This is a genomic window from Cytobacillus sp. Hz8 (assembly GCF_042263505.1).
Classification (GTDB): Bacteria; Bacillota; Bacilli; order Bacillales; family Cytobacillaceae; genus Bacillus_BE.
On record NZ_JBHKFI010000020.1, the window covers coordinates 61,163 to 81,196 of the forward strand.

Sequence of the window (20,034 nt, forward strand, 5' to 3'; positions counted from 1 at the left end):
TATATAATAGTAGAAAAACAAGTCTAAGAAGGAGGGGTTTCGGTGAGAATTTATCAAGTCTATTTAATAGAGGATGAGTTTGCCACCCATTACTTCGGAAGAGAGCGGCTGTTTTACCAACTATTTTATGAATATCGACATTCAAAAGGTGAGTTACACGAAATTATTAAGAAGCAAATTGATTATATAACCAAATCGATACCTAATTTGCGATTGCATCATTTTATCAACCAGCAATTGCAAAGGTTCAAGGATTTTCGTGCAGAAAATGGGATATATTATATAGAGAATAAAAAGTTAGGGAGTGCGAAATTAGAGGTTTTTGAAAAGGCTCTTCTTTTGCAGGCTTTTGGTAACTATGAGGCGGAGACCTTGTTTTTTGAAGTTCTTCGGAAAAGTGAAACCTCTTTTATTGCGATTGATCTCGAAAATCAACGATATGGTTGGTTAAAACCAATAAAAGAGAGGAAATTTGTTTAAAAAGGGAAGAAATTATTTCGCAAATATTGTATAATACCTTTTGGTCTAGTACACTGTAAATTAGACAACATGAAGGAGGAAGTATTCAATGTGGATCTACATTCTAGTTGGTATACTAGCGCTTCTTGCTGGTGTAGCACTAGGATTTTTCATTGCTCGTAAATATATGATGAGCTACTTAAAGAAAAATCCGCCAATTAATGAACAAATGTTAAAAATGATGATGATGCAAATGGGCATGAAGCCATCACAAAAGAAAATCAATCAAATGCTGAACGCGATGAACAAACAACAAATGAAATAGGTTTTTTGTCTTTCCCTTTGGGACAAGGGTCTAGAGTTTGATTGAAAACCATTATGAATGGATTCACAGATTGACTTAGTTAAAAAGGTGAATCCTTCCTTCAATTATTGTACTCATAATCGGTTTATACTTCTTTTAAAACTGTAAAGGTCACTTTTCTGGTGAATGATTACTAGAAAGAGTGGCCTTTTTGTATTTTTAGTGAGCAAAAATAGCAAGCTGATGAATTTATTTAATATATGAAGTCCTTAGGTTACTATGCATATTTTCACGCATTTTGTATTTAATAATAAAATGGAACCAGTCTCCAGTCATTGGACATACTATTAAAGTATAAACTAAAAAGTGTGATTTCTTTCCTTTGAAGCTACTGGGTTGAAATTTCACTGGATAAAATGAAAACAAATCCTTTAAAAAGAGAAGGAAATGAAAAGGTAGAAATAGAAGTAAAGATATGGTAAATACAAGGGGGCGTAAATATGGGTTTTTTAGATGGTTTGATGGGCAATGTATCAGAGGTTGATATTGCTTCGGTGGAAAAGGAACTAGAAGTGATTATCACAGATCACGAAAGGGTGGAAAAGGCGTATAAACTGATTCGTGATTTGATTGTCTTTACAAATACACGGTTAATCTTAATTGATAAGCAAGGTGTAACAGGGAAAAAGGTCGACTACCATTCGGTACCGTATAAGAGCATTACTCATTTTAGTGTAGAAACAGCGGGAACCTTTGATTTGGATGCAGAATTAAAAATTTGGATTTCAAGCACAGTTAATCCGGTCACTAAGCAATTTAAAAAGGATAAAAGTATCTATGATGTGCAAAAGACATTGGCATCCTATGTGGCAAAATAAAATATTTTGTAGGGGGTTTGGATAAATCCAAGCCTCTTTTTTTGCACTTTAAGAAAACATAAATTGGCAGCAATGATGAGAATTCGACGTAGTGGCCAATTCTAGGAATAAAGTATAAGTGTAACTACGCCTCTGTCTTCGCCTGAAGGCTCGCCAATCGGCGAGTTTTCTTTAAATGTATGTAAAAAAAGATATCGTATCAATCTTCCTTATTTTGCAAATATTTGTTAAACTAGGTAAGCCATTTCTTTTTATTATCGAAATATTACATCTTCCTACTTGAAAGACGTCTGCATGATGAGGGTGCTTAATTAGGATGTTGAATATGGAGTTTGGTGGTGGATACATATGAAAGTATTTTTAGATTTGATGTGGTATTTTAAGCAAGAGAAAAAAGCCTATATTAACGGCATCATACTGCTATTATTTGTTGCACTCTTACAGTTAATACCGCCAAAGGTGATTGGCATTGTGGTGGATGAGATTAAGAACCATTCATTAACAAGCGGTGATTTGTGGAAGTGGATGCTTATTCTAGCTGTCTCAGGGTTGTTTATGTACGGTTTGCGATATTATTGGAGGATAATGATATTTGGTTCTTCTGTCAAATTAGGAAGGCAGCTTCGCAATCAGCTTTATCGACATTTCACTAAAATGTCTCCTTCCTTTTATCAAAAACGGAGAATTGGGGATCTGATGGCCCATGCAACAAATGATATTCAGGTAATTCGAGAGACGGCAGGCTCAGGAGTTCTAACTCTCATAGATTCCTTATCGACAGGTGGCTCTGTCATTATTACGATGGCGACAACGATTAGTTGGAAACTTACATTGATTAGTTTATTACCAATGCCGCTTATGGCCATTCTTACTAGCTGGTACGGTAGTTTGTTGCATAAATATTTTGATAAAGCTCAGGCCGCTTTTTCTTCATTAAATGATAAAACACAAGAGAGCATAACAGGAATTAAGGTCATTAAAACCTTTGGTCAGGAAAAAGAAGATATCGAGGATTTTCGTAAGCAATCCGAGGATGTCGTTAAGAAGAATATGTTAGTAGCGAAAATCGACTCGCTCTATGATCCAACGATTTCTATTATTGTTGGAATCTCTTTCTTTTTATCCATTGCCTTTGGAGCGAAATTTGTTTTAAATGGAGAATTGACAATCGGGGAATTGGTTTCCTTTACGACCTATTTAGGGCTATTGATATGGCCAATGTTGGCGTTTGGCTGGCTTTTTAATATCGTGGAAAGAGGTCGGGCGTCATACGACCGAGTGATGAGATTGTTGGCTGAAAAAGCGGAAATCGGTGACAAGGAGGATGCTGTCAACATCACACCTTCAGGGGATTTACAATACGCCATCCATCGTTTTCACTACCCAGGGGAAACGAAGGCTGTTTTGCAAGATATTGATTTTTCCATCAAACGGGGAGAAACACTTGGGATTGTCGGAAAGACCGGGGCGGGAAAAACAACTTTATTAAAAGTATTGATGAGAGAATTTGAGATACTAGATGGAAATATTACTTTTGGCGGACGTCCAGTAACGGATTATCAAATTCACTCGTTAAGAGAAGCAATCGGTTATGTGCCACAGGAGCATTTTCTTTTTTCTCAAACGGTCGCGGAAAATATCGCTTTTGCAGAACCCGATGCCCCAATGGAAAAAATCAGGCAGGCTGCGGAAATTGCTAGTATTCATGAGGATATTCTTGGTTTCACGGATGGATATGAAACGATTGTAGGAGAAAGAGGTGTATCACTATCAGGGGGGCAAAAGCAACGGATATCCATTGCAAGGGCTTTATTAATGGAGCCTGAGGTTTTAATTTTGGATGATTCCCTATCTGCAGTCGATGCGAAGACAGAGGAGACTATTTTGTCGGCATTGAGGGAGAATCGCCATGGAAAAACGACAATTGTGACGGCTCATCGTTTAAGTGCGATTCAGCATGCCCATTTAATTCTCGTCCTCGATGAAGGAAGAATTATTCAAAAAGGATCACATGACGAGCTAATGGGAGAAGAAGGTTGGTACAAGGAAATGTTTTTACACCAACAACTTGAAGAATTAATCGAGCATGGAGGTTAGTGCGATGAAGAAGCTGGATGCTGGAGAAGCAAAGGGTCAAAGAAAAGTGCTTTTAAGGCTTCTTAAATACACGAAGCCTCACAAGAAATTAATCATTGTCGCCTTTGTTTTATTATTACTTACAACGATAGGGGATGTCCTTGGCCCTATTATGGTGAAAATTTTTATTGATGATTATTTAACACCAAGAAATTTAACGTTTGAACCCATATTTGCATTGGCTGCTGTCTACTTGGGACTTCAAGTGATGAATGTCATCTTTTCCTATTTGCAATTAGTGAAATTTCAGGAGATTGCCTTAAAAATTATTCAGCAGCTGCGAATCGATGTTTTTTCAAAGGTTCAGTCTCTGGGGTTAAAATATTTTGATCAAACCCCAGTTGGCAGTATTGTCTCCCGCGTAACGAATGATACAGAGGCGATTAAAGATATGTTTGTATCGGTTCTCGCCACCTTTATCCAAAGCGGTTTCTTGTTAACGGGGATATTTGTGGCCATGTTCTTTCTTGATGTTAAGCTTGCTTTTTTCTGTTTATTTATCATCCCACTGCTTATTATGATTATGAGCATCTATCGCAAGTACAGCTCGAGATTTTATCAGGATATGCGGGAACGATTAAGTCAATTAAATGCAAAATTAAGTGAGTCTCTATCGGGAATGGCCATCGTTCAAGCGTTTCGGCAAGAAAGCAGAATGCAGCAGGAATTTGGCGATATAAATGAAAAACACTATAAAGCAGGAATGCGGAATATTAAAATTGATGGACTGCTGTTAAGGCCGGCAATTGATTTAGTCTATACTCTTGCTTTAATGATTGTCTTAATGTTTTTTGGCATTACGTCTTTTTCGGGACCAATTGAAATTGGCGTGTTGTATGCTTTTGTGAATTATCTTGATCGTTTTTTTGAACCTGTTAATAATATGATGATGCGCCTTTCTTTTTACCAGCAAGCTATTGTTTCTGCTGACCGGGTCTTTCATTTGTTGGATGAAACCGAATTAGCGCCGCAGCAGGAGGAAACTAATCTCATTATTCAGAGTGGAGAAGTAGAATTTCGGAATGTCAGCTTTTCTTATGATGGGAAAAGAGATGTGTTAAAAAATATCTCTTTTGTTGCAAAACCTGGGGAAACTGTTGCGCTTGTCGGACATACGGGGAGTGGGAAAAGCTCCATTATTAATCTGATGATGCGATTCTATGAATATCATCGGGGTGAGATTCTAATTGACGGCAGATCCATAAAAGATTATCCGATCCATGAAATTAGAAAAAAATTAGGACTTGTCTTGCAAGATCCCTTTCTATTTTATGGAACTGTTAAGGATAATATTCGCTTGCACAATCAGAAAATAGGAGATGAAGAAATTCAAGAGGCTGCTGAGTTTGTTCAAGCCCATGCTTTTATCGAAAAGCTGGATGATAAATATGAACATCAAGTGGTGGAAAGAGGTTCAACATTCTCAAGTGGACAAAGACAATTAATTGCATTTGCACGTACGATTGCGGCAAATCCTAAGATATTAGTTCTTGATGAGGCTACAGCTAATATCGATACGGAGACAGAGGAAGCCATTTCCGAAGCTTTAGCTGATATGCGGAAGGGGAGAACGACAATTGCCATTGCTCATCGATTATCAACCATCCAAGATGCAAATATGATCCTGGTTCTTCATCAAGGGGAAATTGTGGAAAGAGGGACACATCAGGAATTATTAGCACAAAAGGGGCTGTATCATAAAATGTATCTGCTTCAAAATGGAGTTGAAAATCAATTAGAAGATGCAATCGGGTAAAGTAAAACAGAAATGATGGACTAAAAAAACAGCTTGGAGTTTTGACTTCAAGCTGTTTTAGCGAATGTGCAATTTATCTGTAAAATGACGACTGTATTCATTTAGTAAATGATCAAGTTCTTCGCTATGGCGAATTGCAATAGCGGAATGAAGTCCGTTGATCATGGCGATTTTGATTAATTCTGCCCTTTTTTGTTCAATTAGGGTTATTAATTCATTTTTTAGCACGGTGGTTAATTCCTTTCAATTGTTATCTACTAAATTAAATAATTTCACTTGTAAATTATTTTAAAAATCTAGCAAATAATGTTAACTATGTTAGTATTATAACTGATTTTGGGAATTAATTCAAAGGGAAACCTAAATAATTATTTTTTAAAAGTATTAGTTAGATAAGGTGATTATTCATATTATTTACGTTAGTAAATATTTGGAATAAGAATCGTAAAGGAATGTTCACATACAATTCAATTTCTTTTCAAATTGAGATTTGATAAAATGGACTATGAATAATATTTTTTCTAGAAAAATGTAATCGAAAAGGGAAGTTTCAATTAATGGGGGATGTTTAAATGTCAGATGTGAATGTTTTCATCGCACTTGGCGCGGGGTTTTTGAGTTTTATATCGCCTTGTTGTTTGCCGCTCTATCCAGCGTTCCTTTCCTATATAACGGGAATGTCTGTTGCGGAACTGAAAACGGAAAATGCTATGCTACAAAAGAGAAGTCTTTTGCATACTCTCTTTTTTCTAATTGGTTTTTCCATTATTTTCATAGTGATTGGGTTTAGTTCTTCCTTTGTTGGAAGATTTTTTCAAGAATATCAAGATTTGATTCGCCAAATTGGCGCTATCTTTATTGTATTTTTTGGTTTAATCGTGGTTGGAATTTTAAAGCCTGAATTTCTTATGAAGGAACGAAAATTTGAATTTAAAAGCAGACCTTCAGGTTATATTGGTTCCGCATTAATCGGCCTTGCCTTTGCGGCAGGATGGTCGCCTTGTATGGGTCCTATTTTAGTCACGGTTATTGTACTTGCCGGATCTAATCCGGGATCGGGCTTAATTTATATGATTGCATACATATTAGGCTTTGCGATTCCATTTTTTATCTTGTCATTTTTTATCGGAAGATTGCAATGGATTAGGAAACACAATGTTATCATTATGAAAATTGGCGGATATCTTATGATTGTTATGGGGATTGTCTTATTTTTTGATTGGATGACCAAAATTATTGGCCTTTTCTCTCGATTTACAGGTGGCTTTACAGGAATATAAATAGAAGAGACAACTGTCGAATGCTGCAAGTTCTAAAATAATTAGCAAACTTTGTCGGAAACAATAATTTGATATTTTGATGAAAATTCGCTATATTTGAGAATGTGTTCTCTAAAAATTAGAGCTAGGATTTATGGCATATAGATCTTGCAAGAATGAAAATTACTTCCGTTGAAAGACCAAGGAGGATATGAAAAAATGGCAAGAATTTTAATAGTAGATGATGCAAAATTTATGAGAATGACCCTGTCCAATATCCTAAAAAAGGCCAATCATGAAGTTGTTGGTGAAGGGGAAAACGGAAGAGATGGTGTTCAACTTTATCGGGAATTACAACCAGATTTAGTGACAATGGATATTACAATGCCCGAGATGAGTGGTCTGGAAGCGGTGAAAGAAATTAAAGCGGAATTTCCCAATGCAAAGGTCATTATGTGTTCAGCTATGGGTCAGCAGAAGATGGTTGTTGAAGCAATTGAAGCGGGGGCAAAGGACTTTATTGTAAAACCGTTCGATGAAAATCGCGTGATTGATGCCATTAATCGCGTGCTAAATTAATGGATGTATCTGGTGTTGTACCAGAGAAACATCCCATTTGAAAAAAATAATGGAGGCCCAACCTATATAGGTGGCCTTTTTTGGATAATAATATTTTTCATATTTTCATGTTTAGTATATAATATGTGAGGAAAACATAATTAAAAAAGGAATGGATGATGGTAATGAATATGGTTGTTATTACTTCAATCGGTGCCATTTGCATGGCCGTACTAGTCATGTTCATTCGAATGAAGGCTTCAAAAAAACCAGCTTCTGCAAAGAAAATCATTTTGCCACCAATTTTTATGAGCACTGGCGCAAGCATGTTTCTTATTCCTACCTTTCGGGTTACGGGGATGGAATTAGCTGAAGCCGTGATCGCAGGAATATTATTTTCAATTTTTTTGATAAAAACATCAAATTTCGAAATCGTTGAGGATCAAATCTTTTTAAAGCGATCTCGTGCATTCATTTTCATTTTGATTGGTCTTCTAGTCATTCGAATCATTGGAAAGCTAGCGCTCAGCACTTCAATTGATTACGGTCAATTAAGCGGTATGTTCTTCATTCTTGCATTCTCCATGATTCTTCCTTGGCGGGTTGCAATGTATGTGAATTATCGCAAGCTATATCTGGAAATGATGAGCAGAACAAGAGGAATGGAGACTGTTTAATCCTATTTGGAGTCAATAAATAGTAAAGACGCATGCACTGCGTCTTTTTTTATACATAAAAAAACTGCTATAAAATTAAACTTTATAGCAGTTTTTATTATGGTTTTTTGAAAAGATATTAAGAAAGATCATGCTGTGAATATTTCTAAAAAATGTTCAATGCCTAAGGAGGAAGCCCCTAATGCAGGTGCGTTCTTCCCTAAAATGGATGGTAATAACTCGAAATTACTATCAAGCTGGGAAAAGATTCTGGTAGAAATAGAATTCTTAATGGAATTTAGGACCATTGGAAGTGCTTCTACAATGTTGTTGCGAATAATGACGGCTTGTGGGTTAAAAGTATTCAGAATACTATTTAATCCGATTCCTAGATAAAAGCCAAAGTTTTGTAACGCATTTAAGATTTCGGGATCATTCTGGTTGGCTAAATCAATGATTTCCTGATAGGCAGTGGGTTTATGCTTTTTTCTGATGGAATTTAGTAAAGCTTTTTCCGATGCGTACAATTCCCAGCATCCTCGATTGCCGCAGCTGCATTTTAAACCATTTAAATCGATTGTTAAATGCCCCATTTCGCCCGCAAAGCCATTAACACCACGGTAAAGTTCATCATTAATGATGATTCCAGTCCCGATACCGGTACTAACACTTACATAAATGATGTTATCAAAGTTTTTAGCAGCACCAAAGCCTTTTTCTCCGTAGGCTCCCGCGTTTGCTTCGTTTTCGATAAAGGCAGGTACTTTAAACTCCTCTTCAATTAATGATTTTAAATCGATCTCATAATCCCATTCTAGATTTGGAGTAAAGATGATTTGCTGAGAGCTGTTGACAAGACCAGGGATACATAGACCAATTCCAATTAACCCATAAGGGGATTCCGGCATATGCTCCTTTAGATCATGGATAACGGAAAATAAAAGTCCTTTGATCTTTTCGGATGTCGGGTTTTCAATATAATGATATTGGTCATAAATAATATTTCCTTTTAAATCTGTTAGAATCCCATTGATATCATTGACGCCAATATCGATTCCAATGGAAAACCCAGCATTTTTATTGAAGACGAGCATAACGGGCTTTCTACCGCCGCTCGATTGTCCTTGCCCAATTTCAAAAATCAGTTTCTTTTCAATCAGTGTACTTACTTGAGAAGATACGGTTGATTTATTTAATCCCGTAATCTCAGACAATTTTGCCCTAGAGATAGGGGAGTTGATGAGTATTTCATTCAATAACCTCTTTTGATTTATCTTTTTAACCAAGGTCTGGTCCGCTGTAATCATAAATAATCCTCCGTTTGTATGTTGCATAAATTAAGTTATTGTATTTATTATAGGCCAAATTTCATATTAAATCACCCCTCAAAAAAAATTAACGAAAAAAATAAAAAAAAACTATTGATTAAAGCGCTTTAATTATATAGAATGAAATCAAGGTTAGTTTATCCAAACAACAAACTAACTTAACAAAAGATGATTGCTCTACATAATCTTTTGGTTCTATTCATTTATCATTTTAAATTCTGGAGGGACTAGACATGGCACAAACAGTTACAAACACCTATTTTGGAAGCGTAAACAAAGTAGCTTTTGAAGGAAAAGGTTCTAATAATCCTTTAGCTTTTAAATACTACAACCCAGAAGAAGTCATCGGCGGAAAAACAATGAAAGAACTTTTACGTTTTTCAGTTGCTTATTGGCACACATTTACAGCTGATGGAAGCGACCCATTTGGAGCAGCAACCATGCAAAGACCATGGAATCATTTAACAGGAATGGATTTAGCAAGAGCAAGAGTAGAAGCAGCATTCGAATTATTTGAAAAATTAGGTGTTCCGTACTTCGCTTTCCATGATCGCGATATTGCACCTGAAGGCAGTAATTTAAGTGAAACGAATAAAAATTTAGATGCAATTCTTGAAATGATTCAAGATTATATGAAAACAAGCAAAACAAAATTATTATGGAATACGGCTAATATGTTTACAAATCCTCGCTTTGTTCACGGTGCAGCAACATCTTCTAATGCAGATGTATTCGCTTACGCAGCAGCACAAGTGAAAAAAGGGTTGGAAACAGCAAAATTATTGGGCGCAGAAAACTATGTGTTCTGGGGTGGACGCGAAGGCTATGAAACTCTATTAAATACAGATATGAAGCTTGAACTTGATAACTTAGCTAGATTCATGCACATGGCTGTAGATTATGCAAAAGAAATTGGATTTACTGGTCAATTCTTAATTGAACCAAAACCAAAAGAACCAACAACACATCAATATGATACAGATGCCGCAACAACGATTTCTTTCTTAAAACAATATGATTTAGATCCATACTTTAAATTAAATCTTGAAGCCAACCATGCAACATTAGCAGGTCATACATTTGAACACGAATTACGCGTTGCGAGAACTGCCGGGTTCCTTGGATCTGTAGATGCGAACCAAGGTCACCCAATGCTCGGATGGGATACAGATGAATTCCCAACTGATTTATATTCTACTACTCTAGCAATGTATGAAATTCTGCAAAATGGCGGCTTAGGCAACGGTGGATTAAACTTCGATGCGAAAGTAAGAAGAACTTCCTTTGAATTAGAAGATTTAGTATATGCTCATATTGCCGGTATGGATGCATTTGCAAGAGGATTGAAAGTAGCGAATAAATTAATCGAAGATCGTGTATTTGAAGACGTCATTCGTGAACGCTACAGCAGTTATACTAAAGGAATTGGCCTTGAAATTGTTGAAGGACGTGCAAACTTCCATACTCTTGAAGAATATGCATTAAATAACGGCACAATTAAAAATGTTTCAGGAAAACACGAACGCTTAAAAGCGATTTTAAACCAATACCTTCTTGAAGTTTAATATGGTAAAAAGCTTGTTCTAAAAACAAAAATAAGCTTTCTCCTTCTTAAAGGACCCGTTAATGGTCATGTCTATTTCATCAGCACGGGTCCTTTCTTCTAGATTAATTAGTACAACTTAAAATCATTAGTTTATACCTCGCGCACTAAATAAAAAGGAGGATAAGATGGATTCTTTTCACCTTTGGGTTGACTTCGGTTGATTTTAGCAATTTTGAAAGCGCTCTTTTATAATGCTTGGTCGATATTGAATAGAATGATCAGCAATATAACTGAAGTCCATTTTAGTCCAAGAAGAGATCTATCTTTATAACGACTATGGAACAAAAAGGAAATTCTTTTTATTTGTTTGGAATCACTCTTGTCGCAGCTATCGGAGGTCTGCTTTTTGGTTATGATACAGCTGTCATTTCCGGAGCAGAAGAATCAATTAAAAAATATTTGATCGATAGTCAAGGTTTAGGTTCATTTATTCATGGTGCAACGATTTCAAGTGCTTTAATCGGTTGTATAATCGGAGGAATTATTTCAGGTTTTTTTGCCTCCCGGTTTGGAAGAAAAAATTCACTCATCTTTTCAGCTGCCTTTTTCCTAATTTCATCATTAGGTGCCGCGCATCCTGAGTTTTTATTTTTCACCAAAGGAGATCCATCCATTGGCTTATTAATTGCTTTCAATATTTATCGTATACTAGGTGGAATTGGTGTTGGATTAGCATCTGCCGTATGCCCAATGTATATCGGGGAAGTAGCACCAGCACATGTTCGAGGTCGTTTAGTGTCGTTTAACCAATTCATGATTATTCTTGGCATGTTAGTTGCTTACTTTGTCAACTTTTCAATCTCTCATGGAGAAACTCAAAGTTGGGTCGATGAAACAGGCTGGAGATATATGTTCCTTTCATGCGGGGTGCCGGCACTATTATTCGGGGTATTGCTCCTTATCGTTCCAGAAACACCTCGATATCTATTTCTGAAAAATCAAGACGATAAAGCCTTATCCATTTTAACGAAAATTAATGGATCTAAACAAGCAAATGCCATTTTAAAGGAAATCAAAGAAACCATCGAGGATGTTGCCTCAGAGAAATTGTTCTTCTATGGAAAAACCGTTATTATTATTGGAATTTTAATATCAGTATTTCAACAATTTGTAGGGATCAATGTTGCATTATATTACGCACCAAGAATTTTCGAAAGCATGGGTGCTGGTAAGGATGCTTCGATGATCCAAACAACTGTCATGGGACTAGTCAATGTAGTCTTTACCCTTGTTGCGATCATGACGGTTGATAAATGGGGGCGCAAACCATTATTAATTGTTGGTTCCATTGGAATGGCGATTGGGATGATTGGTGTTAGCTCCATGGCATTCTTTGATGTGATTGGCGTTAGTACCTTAATTTTCATTATCATTTACACCGCTTCCTTCATGATGTCTTGGGGACCCATTTGCTGGGTGTTAATCTCTGAAATATTTCCGAATAAAATTCGTGGTCAAGCAGTTGCAATTGCTGTTACAGCACAATGGGCGGCGAACTACTTTATTTCTTCCACTTATCCCGTGATGATGGAACATAGCAGCACATTGACCTATGGATTTTATGGATTAATGAGTATTCTTTCAGCGATCTTTGTATGGAAGTTTGTTCCTGAAACGAAGGGTAAGACTTTAGAGGAAATGGAAGGAACTTGGACAAAAGTAGCTTAATCCAATTGAATAGAGGCAGGCGCTATCCTTATTAAACTCATGGGATAGCGTTTTACACATCATTTTTATAAGGACAAAGACAGTTGAAAATTCACTACATCTGAGTTTAAAGTGAGGAGAAAACACATGAAATACGTAATTGGAGTCGATTTAGGAACAAGTTCAGTCAAGGTTCTTCTTGTCAATCAGCTAGGAGAAGTTCAATATTCCGTCTCTAAAGATTATCCATTAATCCATAAACAGCCGGGATATAGTGAACAAAAACCCGAAGACTGGGTTGATAAAACCATTGACGCTTTAAAACAGCTAGTGTCAGAAGCAAACGTTCAGGCAGAGGATATTGAGGGGCTAAGCTTTTCCGGTCAGATGCATGGTTTAGTCTTACTTGATGAGCAATATGAAGTGATTCGCGATGCCATTTTATGGAATGATACGAGAACCACTCCTCAATGCAAAAAAATCGATCAGCAGCTTGGAGGCAAGTTGCTAGAAATTACGAAGAACCCCGCTTTAGAAGGGTTTACTTTACCTAAAATTTTGTGGGTAAAAGAAAATGAACCAGTAAACTTAGACAAGGCGAAGGTGTTCTTACTTCCAAAGGATTACTTGCGGTATCGCTTAACGGGAAAAATTCATATGGAATATTCCGATGCAGCAGGGACTCTTCTATTAGACGTTGTCAATAAATCCTGGAGTTCTGAAATTTTACGAACATTTGAAATTCCGGCTGAAATCTGTCCTCCATTAGTGGAAACAGAAGACTTGGTCGGCACCATCTTACCTGAAGTGGCTGAAAAAACAGGACTATCACAGGAAACAAAGGTTTTCGCAGGCGGAGCGGATAATGCTTGCGGTGCTATTGGTGCAGGGATTTTATCAGAAGGTACTGCCCTTTGTAGCATCGGTACATCAGGCGTATTCCTTTCTTATGAAGAAAATAAAAATAAGAACTATGGAGGTAAGGTTCATTTATTCAATCATGGACAAAAGGATACCTATTATACAATGGGTGTGACGCTTGCGGCTGGTTATAGTTTAACCTGGTTTAAAGAAACATTTGCAAAGGATAAATCTTTTGACAGTCTTTTAGAAGAAGCAGCAAAATCTACCGTTGGAGCGCGAGGACTTATTTTTACCCCTTATCTTGTTGGTGAAAGAACTCCTTATGCAGATGCCAAGATTCGAGGAACATTCACTGGAATTGACGGTTCACATAATCTAGGTGATTTTACCCGTGCTGTTATAGAAGGAATCGTATTCTCAATCAATGAGAGTGTTGAGATTTTCCGTAATTATGAAAAAACAATCAATACCGTCATTTCTATAGGTGGTGGAGCTAAGAGTGAATTATGGCTTCAAATTCAAGCGGATGTCTTTAATGCAAAAGTACTGAAACTGCAAAACGAGCAAGGACCTGGAATGGGCGCAGCCATGATCGCAGCGGCGGGACTTGGTTGGTTCTCATCCCTAAAGGAATGTGCGGAAGTATTTATTCAAGCAGATAAGGTGTACGAACCAAATCCTGAGAATGTTAAACGCTATAAAGAATTCTATCAAGTGTATAAAGATGTCTATCCACATACCGTTGCCATTAACCATCAATTATTTGATCTTCGCAATAGGAATGAAGTTTTCGCTGAAACAAACTAATCATAAAAGAGGGACTTTAGATGAAGCTAACGGAGCGGATTTTTGGTGAATTAAACGGTAGAAAAGTGAAGGCTTACACGATTGAAAACGAACGTGGCTTGGATATTACCGCTATAGAATACGGTTGTACCATTACAGAAATCAAAGTTCCCGATTTGAATGGAAAAAAGGAAAACATTGTTTTGGGTTTTGATACATTAGAGGAATATATTCAGTATAGTCCGTATTTTGGCTGCGTGATTGGCCGAAATGCAGGGAGGCTAGGACAAGCAACCTTTGAAATGGATGGAATTCCTTATCAACTTGAAAAGAATGATGGAGAAAATAATTTACATAGTGGATCAAATGGATTTCATCACGTCATTTGGAATTCTGTGATTGAGCAGAAGGAAGATGAAATTAGCATCCTATTTTCTTACATGAGTCGTGATGGTGAGGAAGGATTTCCTGGAAATCTCGATGTGAAGGTTGTCTATACGTTGACTAACGACAATGAGCTGATCATCTCTTACCATGCAAAATCTGACAAAAGAACGATTGTCAATCTCACCAATCATTCTTATTTCAATTTAAGCGGGAATTTGAAAAAAACGATATTGAATCATGAATTAACCATTGATAGTGAAGGTTTTCTGGAGTTAGATGATACGCTTATCCCTACAGGAAAAATCATACCAGTGGAAGGAACATCTTTTGATTTTCGCAGTAGCCATCCAGTCATTCAAGGAATTATGTCTGAACACCCACAAACAAAAATCGTAGGCGGAGGAATTGATCATCCCTATCTTTTAAAACATCAACATTCACCAGACATCATTTTATTGGATAAAGAAAGTGGACGGAAACTGGAAATCGAAACCGAAGAACCCGCAGTTGTTTTCTACACCGGAAATATGTTGGAAAATACTTTTGCTATCAGAGGAAAACAATCAGAAAAACATTTAGGCTTGTGTCTTGAAACACAAAAGCTACCAAATCAGATTCAGGATATTCGATTAGAAAAAGATCAAGCATACACTTCAAAGACAAAATACCTATTTTCTTAATAGAGGATTGGGGCTTCACCTAAAGAGAGGGTGAAGCTTTTTTGGTTGTTTAGAAGATGGAAAGTATTTAAGGAACATCTTTTTTAATAAAAATAAGCTCATATTCGCTGTTTTATCGCAAAGATTTTTTGAAACCACATTTTAATCTCATATTGAGCATCTGATTCAAACTTGATTATTTTGGTATTCATTCTAGCTGTCTGAAAAGGTACTTTATTCGAAATTAATGGGCTTCAAAGTTAATTAAAAGGAGGGTGAACAAGAAATATTCGCGAAAAATGAAATTTATTCGCGAAAATCCAAGGTTTATGCGCGACTTTTAAAATTTATTCGCGAAAACAGCCAATTTATTCGCGAACGCTATTTTTATTCGCGATTTTGGAAAAATATTCGCGAAAAAGTTGAAATTCTCGCGAAAAATTCAGGTTATTCGCGAAAAATGAAATTTACTCGCGAAATGATAAAAATATTCGCGAAAAAGAGGCATCCTTTTTTCAAAAGAAGGCGTGAACGAGAGTATTCGTGAACGCTATTTTTACTAAAAACAGAAAACCCACTCTAAAAAGAATGGGTTTAAAAAAGATGCTGATAAGGCGCGATATCAACGTTATTTTCATTCAATTTTTTCTTTAAAAATTTATGGTCGCGCTTAGGAGTTGCTTGAATATATCCGCGTATGACTAAGTCCTCCGTGATTTTCTCGGCATGTTCCTTGAGGGCAAGTTCCCCAATCTTTCCCGCTATTTTTTGCCGGGCGACATCGCGAAATAATTCGGGTACAGGACTGACTAAATCTTCAAGAAGGTGTTTTTGGTCATTATCCCAAAGATGTTGGGTTTCACTTACATAATGCTCTTCCCAATCCATATCGGACTTTCCGTCTTCCTTTGGAAGCTTTTTGAAAAACTTGCGGAACATGAAAAAACCGCCAATGGCAAATGAGCCTACTAAAAACACGGCCCAAAATAAAACTAGCCAAAGAAACCATCCACCGTTCATTCTATTTCACCTACAATATGTATATTTCCTTTTCTATTATAGACGTTAAGCTTGTTCTAAAACAAGAATTTCCTTTGGTTTCGGTATAAAAAGAGTACATCTATTTCACTTATTCATATAAAAGACGTCTAAATTATAAAAAGAAAGTAGGTCATTCATCCTAATAGACTTTAATATTATACTATAATTTTGCTATCTTCTAATGAAAACGTATTTTTCTAGAACATAAGGCAGGCTTTTTGTATATCGTGGAAGCTGATTAATGTCACCTTTAATATAACAGAAATTGTGGCGAAGAAACGAAAATAAGATATGTAAATCGAGAATGATTACTTAAGTAGTCATTCTTTTTTTTGCAATCATTGAACCCATAGAGGTAACTGTTATAATTGGAATGACATCAAAATTGTTTGTTAAGGATTAGGAGTACCATAAATGATATGAATAAGACAATCGGAATTTTAGCACATGTGGATGCAGGAAAAACGACTTTTTCAGAGCAATTGCTTTATCATACAAAATCAATTAAATCACGAGGTCGCGTCGATCATCAAAGCACTTTTCTAGATCGTCATGAAATTGAAAAGCAACGTGGAATCACGATTTTTGCGGATCAGGGAATTTTCAAATATGGGGATTCAACCTATTACATAATTGATACTCCCGGACATGTTGATTTTTCCCCTGAAATGGAGCGAGCCATTCAAGTAATGGATTTTGCGATTATCGTGATAAGTGCAGTGGAAGGGATTGAGGGTCATACCGAAACAGTTTGGCATTTATTAAAAAAACATCATATTCCAACTTTTTTCTTCATCAATAAAATCGATCGGACAGGAGCAAATGTTGATCAAGTAGTGGAGAAAATTCGGCGGCAGTTTACTGAACATGTTTGTGATATTACTACTGCTTTTTCAAATGGTGAGATGGAGCAAGAATTAATTGAATTTATTGCAGAGCGGGATGAGGAATTACTCGAGTATTATTTCCAAAATGGCTATGAGCCAAAACTGTGGCTGCGAAAAATGCAAGATTTGATTAAAGAAAATCAAATATACCCGTATGCAAGTGGTTCTGCACTGCAGGACATTGGGATAAAAAGCTTTTTGCAAGGCTTTGATTCCTTGACTATTACGGATTTTGATCATTACGCTCCGTTTTCTGGAAGGGTCTATAAAATTCGCTATGACGAAAGTGGCTCAAGAATGACTTTTATGAAGGCATTAAGTGGCCAGTTACATGTTCGTGATTTGCTTACTTATGGTTCACTGCAAGAGGAGGAAAAAATAACGCAAATTCGCAAAATTAACGGATCCCAATTTCAGCAGGTCAATCAAATCTTCGCTGGGGAGCTTTTTGCCGTTACAGGGTTAACCAATGCAAAGGTTGGCGATGGAGTAGGAGGGTTAAAGGAACAATCTGAATATGAAATGATCCCAACCCTTAGATCCAAGGTGGTTTTTGAATCAGGAGTGAATCGAAAAGAAGGCTTAAAATTTTTTCGTATTCTTGAAGCAGAGGATCCCTCATTGAACGTTAGTTGGGATGAGGGACTTCAAGAAATCCATCTTCAAGTCATGGGGAAAATTCAACTGGAAGTATTAAAAGAAGTAGTCATGGATCGATTTCAACTAAGGGTTTCATTTGAAAAACCGGAGATTCTTTATAAGGAAACAATTCATTCACACGTAAAGGGATATGGGCATTTTGAGCCGCTGCGGCATTATGCGGAGGTACATTTACGGCTAGAGGAAGGTAAGAGAAATAGTGGAATTGTGTTTGAAAGCGAGTGCCATACAGATGATTTAGTGATTGGATATCAGAATTTAATCCGACAGCATGTTTTGGAGCGAGAGCATCATGGCATTTTAACCGGATCCCCCATTACTGATTTGAAAGTCACCCTGCTTACGGGGAGAGCTCATAATAAACATACCTCTGGTGGAGATTTTCGTGAAGCAGTTTTAAGAGCCTTGAGGCAAGGGCTGGAAAAAGCAGATAATCATCTTCTTGAGCCCTATTACAAATTTAAGATTATCGTGGATATTGACCAGATGGGTCGCGTATTATCCGATATTCAAACGGCATTTGGGCGGTTTTGTTCGCCACAGACTGAGGGAGAAAAAGCGATATTGACTGGTATCGTGCCTGTTGCGACTTTTATCGATTATAGTGTTAAATTAGCGTCTTTTACTCAAGGAAAGGGTCGAATTAGCTTAAGCTTTGCTGGCTATGATAAGTGTCATAATGAACAGGAAATAATCGAGCAGAGCCAATATGATAGAAATGCAGATCCTGAATACACCTCATCCTCTATTTTTTGTGCAAAAGGGCAAAGCTTTTCTGTTAAATGGGATGAGGCGGAAGAACGGATGCATTGTTTATAAAAAGCTGTGCCTTTCTCTAGTAGGAGGGCAAAGTTTTTTTTCGCCTTATGTGGAACTATATCTATATTAAGATAGAAGACATTTTAAGAATTAAATGCAAATGCTCACTTTGCAAAGGAAATTATTGGGTATCACCTATGGAATTGTAGACTGAAGTTCTTCATGCTGGATTTCAGACAGAGGAAAACTAGAAGCCAAATTCTGGATCTTCCTTATATTTGAATCCGCACTAGAGATACTTTCTTTGACTAAGGTTTAATAACAAGTTAATATGGAGTAATTCAGACAAACCTTCCAAAATCCCCATATGACACACTAGATCCAATCATTTTTATGAAGAGTTTATTGCAAAATTGCGTATAAAAATTACATCATGAAAGGAGGAGTATGAATGGGAATTGTCGTGGTCGAAATATGTGACGGCAGCCTTATTAATTCCATCAATATCGAGGAAATATTGGAAACCGAATATCCGGAGGTTGCGGTCATAACGAGTGATTGCCTTTCATTTTGTGGGATGTGTGCCAAAAGTCCATATGCCATTGTCAACGGAAAGCGAATATTTGCAAAAACAGCATCAGCATGTTTAGAGTTAATCAAAAAGCAAATTGAATCAGAACTGGCCATTTATCATAATTAAAAATAGGAATGAATGTGAATATCCACTTTTACAGGACTCTCCACACCGAATCCCCATTAAATAGGTTGTGTCAAGAAGTTTGTGTATGAAGAATATACTCTCAGTAATCCACTATTTATATTATTTTATTGAGGGGGAGTATGAGGGAAGCTTCCCTCATACTCCCCTTTGCGCTGAATTTATTCCTAAATGAACTCTATTTTATATCTCTTACAAAACATCTTTTCAATGTCCTTACTCGCTAATATAAAGCCAGGTAACCTTTTGGTTGACCAATGTTCATTGTAATGATGGGAAGTTAGAAAAACTATCTTCTCTACAGCTTCAATACTTGGCAAACTATTCATGGTCTTTAATCGTTTACGAATCTCCTTATTTGTCCTCTCAATTAGATTCGTAGTATAAATATATTTTCGAATTTGCTTTGGATACTTAAAAAATGTAAGGAGGGCGGGGAGATCTGTTTCCCAAGACTCGACTTCTTTTTTGTACTTTTTCCCCCATTTTTTTTTTGCTTTATTAAAGGCTGCCTCTGCTTGTACTTGTTCTTGAGATTGATATATTGCTTTAAAATCGGTAGCTATTTCAGCTTGATCTTTTTTTCTCACTTTAGATAACAAATTACGCATTTTATGGACCACACATCGTTGCACATCTGCCATAGGAAAAGTATCTCGGAAGGCTGTTTCTAATCCTGTTAGGCC

At 36.6% G+C, this 20,034-nt stretch carries 18 protein-coding genes; 14 read left to right on the forward strand and 4 right to left on the reverse strand.

Translation table 11 applies throughout. The features are described 5' to 3' along the window. Positions 1 to 42: 42 nt before the first annotated feature. The 5 genes from sirA (at position 43) to ACE38V_RS19315 (ending at position 5,533) form a co-directional block, all read left to right on the forward strand. Complete coding sequence (gene sirA / locus ACE38V_RS19295) at positions 43 to 480, forward strand: sporulation inhibitor of replication protein SirA (RefSeq protein WP_375843829.1); 438 nt, start codon at positions 43 to 45, stop codon at positions 478 to 480. Positions 481 to 568: 88 nt separating this feature from the next. Continuing rightward, entirely contained in the window at positions 569 to 784 is a 216-nt protein-coding gene (locus tag ACE38V_RS19300; protein ID WP_375843831.1) for a YneF family protein, read from the forward strand. Between the two features lie 479 nt (positions 785 to 1,263). Continuing rightward, positions 1,264 to 1,641 carry a PH domain-containing protein gene (locus ACE38V_RS19305; protein ID WP_375843833.1) on the forward strand — a complete coding sequence of 126 codons (378 nt, stop codon included), beginning with the start codon at positions 1,264 to 1,266 and terminating at the stop codon, positions 1,639 to 1,641. A gap of 348 nt (positions 1,642 to 1,989) precedes the next feature. Then, on the forward strand, positions 1,990 to 3,738 hold the full coding sequence (locus ACE38V_RS19310) for an ABC transporter transmembrane domain-containing protein (protein WP_375843835.1): 1,749 nt from the start codon (positions 1,990 to 1,992) through the stop codon (positions 3,736 to 3,738). A gap of 4 nt (positions 3,739 to 3,742) precedes the next feature. Next, a complete protein-coding gene (locus ACE38V_RS19315) occupies positions 3,743 to 5,533 on the forward strand; it encodes an ABC transporter ATP-binding protein (RefSeq protein WP_375843837.1) in 1,791 nt (596 codons plus the stop codon). A gap of 57 nt (positions 5,534 to 5,590) precedes the next feature. Here ACE38V_RS19315 and ACE38V_RS19320 read toward each other — a convergent pair whose 3' ends face one another. After that, on the reverse strand, positions 5,591 to 5,761 hold the full coding sequence (locus tag ACE38V_RS19320; RefSeq protein WP_375843839.1) for a Spo0E family sporulation regulatory protein-aspartic acid phosphatase: 171 nt from the start codon (positions 5,759 to 5,761) through the stop codon (positions 5,591 to 5,593). Positions 5,762 to 6,105: 344 nt separating this feature from the next. On the opposite strand from ACE38V_RS19320, the gene ACE38V_RS19325 reads away from it, so the two are divergent. The 3 genes from ACE38V_RS19325 (at position 6,106) to ACE38V_RS19335 (ending at position 8,027) form a co-directional block, all read left to right on the forward strand. After that, positions 6,106 to 6,813 carry a cytochrome c biogenesis CcdA family protein gene (locus tag ACE38V_RS19325; protein ID WP_375843841.1) on the forward strand — a complete coding sequence of 236 codons (708 nt, stop codon included), beginning with the start codon at positions 6,106 to 6,108 and terminating at the stop codon, positions 6,811 to 6,813. A 198-nt stretch (positions 6,814 to 7,011) separates the two neighbouring features. Further along, positions 7,012 to 7,371 (forward strand): response regulator, encoded by a 360-nt coding sequence (locus ACE38V_RS19330; protein WP_075980822.1) that lies wholly within the window; start codon positions 7,012 to 7,014, stop codon positions 7,369 to 7,371. A 164-nt stretch (positions 7,372 to 7,535) separates the two neighbouring features. Next, positions 7,536 to 8,027 carry a CcdC family protein gene (locus tag ACE38V_RS19335; RefSeq protein ID WP_375843844.1) on the forward strand — a complete coding sequence of 164 codons (492 nt, stop codon included), beginning with the start codon at positions 7,536 to 7,538 and terminating at the stop codon, positions 8,025 to 8,027. Positions 8,028 to 8,155: 128 nt separating this feature from the next. Here the strand turns inward: ACE38V_RS19335 and ACE38V_RS19340 are convergent, their stop codons facing one another. After that, on the reverse strand, positions 8,156 to 9,313 hold the full coding sequence (locus ACE38V_RS19340; RefSeq protein WP_375843846.1) for an ROK family protein: 1,158 nt from the start codon (positions 9,311 to 9,313) through the stop codon (positions 8,156 to 8,158). 254 nt (positions 9,314 to 9,567) lie between these two features. Between ACE38V_RS19340 and xylA the strand changes: the two genes are divergently transcribed. The 4 genes from xylA to ACE38V_RS19360 all read left to right on the forward strand — a co-directional run bounded on the left by xylA (position 9,568) and on the right by ACE38V_RS19360 (position 15,304). Next, on the forward strand, positions 9,568 to 10,899 hold the full coding sequence (xylA, locus tag ACE38V_RS19345) for a xylose isomerase (protein ID WP_375843848.1): 1,332 nt from the start codon (positions 9,568 to 9,570) through the stop codon (positions 10,897 to 10,899). Positions 10,900 to 11,207: 308 nt separating this feature from the next. Further along, a complete protein-coding gene (gene xylE, locus ACE38V_RS19350; protein ID WP_375843868.1) occupies positions 11,208 to 12,608 on the forward strand; it encodes a D-xylose transporter XylE in 1,401 nt (466 codons plus the stop codon). A 126-nt stretch (positions 12,609 to 12,734) separates the two neighbouring features. Next, complete coding sequence (gene xylB, locus ACE38V_RS19355) at positions 12,735 to 14,258, forward strand: xylulokinase (protein WP_375843850.1); 1,524 nt, start codon at positions 12,735 to 12,737, stop codon at positions 14,256 to 14,258. Between the two features lie 20 nt (positions 14,259 to 14,278). Then, complete coding sequence (locus ACE38V_RS19360; RefSeq protein ID WP_375843852.1) at positions 14,279 to 15,304, forward strand: aldose epimerase family protein; 1,026 nt, start codon at positions 14,279 to 14,281, stop codon at positions 15,302 to 15,304. A gap of 573 nt (positions 15,305 to 15,877) precedes the next feature. On the opposite strand, the gene ACE38V_RS19365 is transcribed toward ACE38V_RS19360, so the two are convergent. Beyond that, complete coding sequence (locus tag ACE38V_RS19365; RefSeq protein WP_375843854.1) at positions 15,878 to 16,303, reverse strand: DUF2621 family protein; 426 nt, start codon at positions 16,301 to 16,303, stop codon at positions 15,878 to 15,880. Between the two features lie 440 nt (positions 16,304 to 16,743). On the opposite strand from ACE38V_RS19365, the gene ACE38V_RS19370 reads away from it, so the two are divergent. Together ACE38V_RS19370 and ACE38V_RS19375 are read left to right on the forward strand one after the other, a co-directional pair. Continuing rightward, a complete protein-coding gene (locus ACE38V_RS19370) occupies positions 16,744 to 18,690 on the forward strand; it encodes a GTP-binding protein (protein ID WP_375843855.1) in 1,947 nt (648 codons plus the stop codon). 391 nt (positions 18,691 to 19,081) lie between these two features. Next, positions 19,082 to 19,330, forward strand: coding sequence for a YuzB family protein (locus ACE38V_RS19375; protein ID WP_375843857.1), 249 nt, complete (start codon positions 19,082 to 19,084; stop codon positions 19,328 to 19,330). A gap of 185 nt (positions 19,331 to 19,515) precedes the next feature. Here the strand turns inward: ACE38V_RS19375 and ACE38V_RS19380 are convergent. Beyond that, positions 19,516 to 20,034: IS256 family transposase (locus tag ACE38V_RS19380; protein ID WP_375843859.1), on the reverse strand; the 519-nt coding region annotated here is incomplete at its 5' end.